This window comes from Elstera sp. (assembly GCF_044372965.1).
GTDB lineage: Bacteria > Pseudomonadota > Alphaproteobacteria > Elsterales > Elsteraceae > Elstera.
In genome coordinates, this window is record NZ_JBILQX010000236.1 from 1 (window position 1) to 4,540 (window position 4,540).

Annotated in this window: 5 protein-coding genes; all 5 read right to left on the reverse strand. The window is 63.4% G+C overall.

The features are described from left to right. Positions 1–831, reverse strand: an 831-nt coding sequence (gene queA, locus ACIQ36_RS18595; RefSeq protein ID WP_395832114.1) for a tRNA preQ1(34) S-adenosylmethionine ribosyltransferase-isomerase QueA, incomplete at its 3' end; no start/stop codon positions are given. A 206-nt stretch (positions 832–1,037) separates the two neighbouring features. Next, on the reverse strand, positions 1,038–1,754 hold the full coding sequence (locus ACIQ36_RS18600; RefSeq protein WP_395832116.1) for an SDR family NAD(P)-dependent oxidoreductase: 717 nt from the start codon (positions 1,752–1,754) through the stop codon (positions 1,038–1,040). A gap of 1 nt (position 1,755) precedes the next feature. After that, a complete protein-coding gene (purF, locus tag ACIQ36_RS18605; protein ID WP_395832118.1) occupies positions 1,756–3,207 on the reverse strand; it encodes an amidophosphoribosyltransferase in 1,452 nt (483 codons plus the stop codon). Positions 3,208–3,277: 70 nt separating this feature from the next. Then, on the reverse strand, positions 3,278–4,135 hold the full coding sequence (locus ACIQ36_RS18610; RefSeq protein ID WP_395832120.1) for a CvpA family protein: 858 nt from the start codon (positions 4,133–4,135) through the stop codon (positions 3,278–3,280). Positions 4,136–4,184: 49 nt separating this feature from the next. Further along, the coding region (locus ACIQ36_RS18615; protein ID WP_395832122.1) for a S16 family serine protease at positions 4,185–4,540 on the reverse strand (356 nt) is incomplete at its 5' end.

Below are 4,540 nucleotides of genomic sequence, written 5' to 3' on the forward strand. Positions count from 1 at the left end.
CGTTAGCGGGCTAAAGCTACGATCCGGGGCCACGGCACTTTCCAGCGTGCGCAAGGAGGTTGTGCCGCAGGCGATAATCCGCCCGCCGCCCGCCCGATGGGCATTCAGCCGCGCGGCGGTTTCCGGTGAAAGTTCAGCCCATTCCGAATGCATCTTATGGTCTTCAATCCGCTCTACCTTCACCGGCTGGAACGTGCCCGCGCCCACGTGCAGCGTGACCGTTTCGGTGCGAACACCGCGCGCTGTGAGCGCCTCTAAAAGGCGCGGCGTGATGTGCAGCCCCGCCGTGGGGGCGGCGACCGCCCCGTCCTTGGCGGCGAAGATCGTCTGATAATCCTGCTTATCTTGGGCGTCTTGCGCCCGGCGGATATAGGGGGGCAGGGGCATCTCGCCGACCTGCTCCAGGGCGGTGGTGAGGTCTGCCCCCTGCCGGTCGAACTTGATCAGCACTTCGCCGCTGTCGCGCTTTTCCAGCAGCGTCGCCCGCAGAACCTCGCCGATCAGGATGGTATCGCCGAGCTTCAGGCGTTTGCCCGGCTTGGCAAAAGCTGTCCAACTACCGTCACCCTGGCGTTGATGCAGCAGCAGTTCAACCGGAACCGAAACGCCCCCCTCTTGCCGCTCCCGCACGCCATGCAGCCGCGCCGGAATTACCCGCGTATCGTTGAAGACGATCAAATCGCCCGGCCCAAGAAGCGCGGGCAAATCGCCGATGAGGCGATCTTCCAGCGCCGCGCCGACGCAGAGCAAGCGCGCGGCCTCCCGCGGCTCCATCGGACGTTCGGCGATGAGGGAATCGGGAAGCTCGAAATCGAAATCGGCGACGTTCATGGAAACTCTTTGCTGCGCAAGGTTAGGGGCGCTGCCCCTAACGACCCCGATTCAGGGGCTTGGCCCCTTAATAATCCCTTTTATTGGATCGGAGTTTCTACGCTGCAAATCGAGGAAAAGAAATGGGATTCTCAAGGGGCCAAGCCCCTTGAGTGGGGTGCACCCGCGCGTTTGACGCGCAAAGCGCATCTGAGGCAAAGCCCCTGCTATTGCAGCCTTAAAACCGTGCCGTTTTGCTCGCATTCCGCCGTCGCCAGATCGAGATACAACGGCGCGATACCGTCCGGCGTGGGGAAGGCGCTAGCGTCTTCCCCCGGAAAGCCTTCGGCGCGCAGGCGGGTGGCGACTGTGCCGGGATCGACGCAGTTGACGCGCAGCTTCGTCTTGGCGTTTTCGACGGCGTAGGTCTGCATCAAGCTCAGCAGCGCGGCCTTACTGGCGGCATAGGGGCCGGTGAAATGCTCAGGCACCGCCGTGCCAGGGCCGCCGACCGTGGCGATGATACGCCCGGCGTCCGACGCCCGCAGCAGCGGATCGCAGGCGCGAATCAAGCGCCAGGGGGCCGCAAAATTCACGGCCATCAGCTTTTCGAAAATCTTCGGCGTCTGGTGCCCAACGGGCGAGAAGCCCCCCAGCATGCCTGCATTCAGTACCAGCACGTCGAGCCGCCCGAAGCGTTCGGCCAGGGCATAGCCAAGCTGATCGATCTTCGCGCCATCGGCGAGATCGAGCGGCAGCAGGGTCGCCCCTGGGTGGCCGGTGGCGCGGATCGCGTCATCCACCTCTTCGAGCCCGCCGACCGAACGGGACACCAGAACCACCTGGGCTCCCTCGGCAGCAAACAGTTTGGCGACGGCGGCACCGATACCGCGCGATGCGCCGGTGATGAGCGCGATGCGTCCTGCTAACTTTCCGTTGCTCATGTTATTCCGCCAGCACGCTCACGCGGTCGTCGCTGGTGCCGTCGGTAAAATCGGTCAGCGGAATCGGGTAGTCGCCCGTAAAGCAGGCGTCGCAGAAGCCCGGATTGCTGGCGATGCGGCCCTCATCATGGCCCATCGCGCGGTAAAGCCCGTCGATGGAGACGAAGGCGAGGCTATCGGCCCCGATGAACTTGGTCATCGCCTCCACGTCCATCTGGCTTGCCAGCAGCTTGTCGCGGCGGGGGGTATCGACGCCATAGAAGCAGCTATAGGTCGTCGGCGGCGAGGCGATGCGCATATGCACTTCCTTAGCCCCAGCGGCGCGGACCATTTCCACGATTTTGGTGGAGGTGGTGCCGCGCACAATGCTGTCATCGACCAGAATTACGCGCTTGCCGTAAATATGGGCGCGGTTGGCGTTATGCTTCAGCTTCACGCCCAAATGGCGGATCTGATCGGTCGGCTCAATGAAGGTCCGGCCAACATAGTGATTGCGGATAATCCCAAGCTCGAACGGAATCCCGGCCTCATTGGCATAGCCGAGCGCGGCGGGCACGCCCGAATCCGGCACCGGAATGATGACATCGGCATCAACCCCGGCTTCCCGCGCGAGTTCCGCGCCGATGCGCTTGCGGGCGTTATAAACGCTCTCGCCTTCGACGATGCTATCCGGGCGGGCAAAGTAGATATGCTCGAAAATGCAAAAGCGGCGGCTGGCTTTCGGGAAGGGGTGGCGGCTGGTCAGCCCATCGCGGGTAATAATGACCATCTCGCCCGGCTCAACGTCGCGGATGAAATCGGCCCCGAGAATATCGAGCGCGCAAGTTTCCGACGCCATCACATAGGCATCGCCCAAGCGGCCCAGCACAAGCGGACGCACGCCATTGGGGTCGCGCACGCCGACGATCCCGTCGTCCATCAGTCCGACGAAGGAATATGTACCAGAAATCTGCCGCAGCGCATCGATCAGCCGGTCAACCACGGCGGTTGCGAGCGCCGTTGCGATCAGATGCACCACGACTTCCGTATCGGTAGTCGATTGGAACAGGGAGCCGCGCTCAACAAGGCGGCGGCGCAGGGCCTGATTATTGGTCAGATTGCCGTTATGGGCGATGGCAAAACCGCCAATGGCAAGATCGGCAAACAGCGGCTGAACATTGCGCAGCAGCGTGTCGCCGGTGGTGGCGTAGCGGGTGTGGCCGATGGCGGCATGACCCTTGAGGCGATTAATTACGTCCGGCTGGGCGAAGGTTTCGCCGACATGGCCAAGCGCGCGGTGCGCGTTGAACTGCTTGCCGTCGAAACAGACAATCCCCGCCGCTTCCTGGCCGCGATGCTGGAGCGCGTGCAGGCCGAGGGCGGTATGGGCGGCGCTATCCGGGGTGCCGTAAATGGCGAAGACCCCGCACTCCTCCCGCAGCTTATCGTCGTCAAACGGATGCGTGGTGAGCATGCGGGTAATCCCCTTCGAAAGACTTGGCTAAACCCGACCGGGCGAGGCGGGGCAATGGCAAGGCGCCTCTTTACTGCTTATTTTTGATGAATGCATCAAGCGAGTTACGTTGCTGGTCGTCATACCCGCCTCCCGCTTTTGCAGGGGCTCCAGGGCTTGCGGCGTTCGGCGCCGCCGCAGGGGCCGGTTTGGGTTGCGGTGCCGCCGCCGGGGGTTGTGTCGGGGCCACTGCGGGCGTGCCGGGTTTCGCGGGCGACGGGGCAACAAGCGCGGGCGGAACGGCGGGTGCCGGTCCGGTTTGAACCGGGGCAACAGGGGCCGGTTGCGGCGTGACGGGCCCTGCGGGCGGTGCGGTCAGGGTTTGGAGGTTCTTTTGAATCTCCAGCAGCGCTTCGCCCTGGCGGCGCTTTTCTTCGATCTCGCGCGCAGCCTGTTCGCTCGCATCGCGCGGGACGAAGACCGAGACGATATCGGCCCCGCGCACGATCAGCGGATAGGTTTTGGCTTGAGCGAGCCATTCCGGCGGCGGCGCGTTCTTATTCATCAGTTGCGCGCCGAGGAAATAGACGACCGCGATCAGCAGCCCACCGCGTGCGAGGCCAAAAACGAAGCCCAAGGATCGATCCAGCGCATTCAGGCTGGTGTCCTTAATCATATTGGCCACCGCGCCGCTGACGATGGAAAGGATAATCAGCGCGATCAGGAAGATAACGACCCAGGAGCCGTATTTAGCGATCACCTCCATGCCGATCAGATCCATCGCCAGCCCCATGGTGAGGGGCTGCACCTGCATGGCGATGAAGGCCGCGCCGATCCAGGCGGCGATACCCAAGGCTTCCCGCACGAACCCGCGCAGGAAGGCCAGCACCCCCGAAATCAGCACCACGATCACGACCGCGATGTCGGTCATATGAAAGCCGCCGTCCATTCTGTTCCTCTCGGTCCCGGTTTTGGTCCCGTCTCAACGCGCTAAACTTCTACGGCAGCTTGCGCCGCCAACTGCTTTCGTCCGGGGGCGCGAGCCGCTCGACCAAATCGACCAGACGATCAACCTCGGTCAACTCTAACCCGATACCGTCCCTTGCGGCCCCTGCCCGGCGCGCCGGGATCAAAGCCCGTCCGAACCCCAAGCGCAAGGCTTCCTTCAACCGCGCATCGGTTTGGCCGACCTGGCGAACCTCGCCGCCCAGCCCAACCTCGCCAAAGACAACCATGTCGGACGGCACCGGTTCCCCGGAATAGGCGGAAACCAGGGCTGCTGCAACAGCGAGATCGGCGGCGGGCTCCGAAATCCGCAAACCTCCCGCGACGTTCAAATATACATCCTGCGCGC

What these genes read in the sequence shown, in the direction of transcription:
- ACIQ36_RS18600 (WP_395832116.1), bottom strand. Translation starts at nt 1,754, where the DNA reads ATGAGCAACGGAAAGTTAGCAGGACGCATCGCGCTCATCACCGGCGCA.
- purF (WP_395832118.1), bottom strand. Translation starts at nt 3,207, where the DNA reads ATGCTCACCACGCATCCGTTTGACGACGATAAGCTGCGGGAGGAGTGC.
- ACIQ36_RS18610 (WP_395832120.1), bottom strand. Translation starts at nt 4,135, where the DNA reads ATGGACGGCGGCTTTCATATGACCGACATCGCGGTCGTGATCGTGGTG.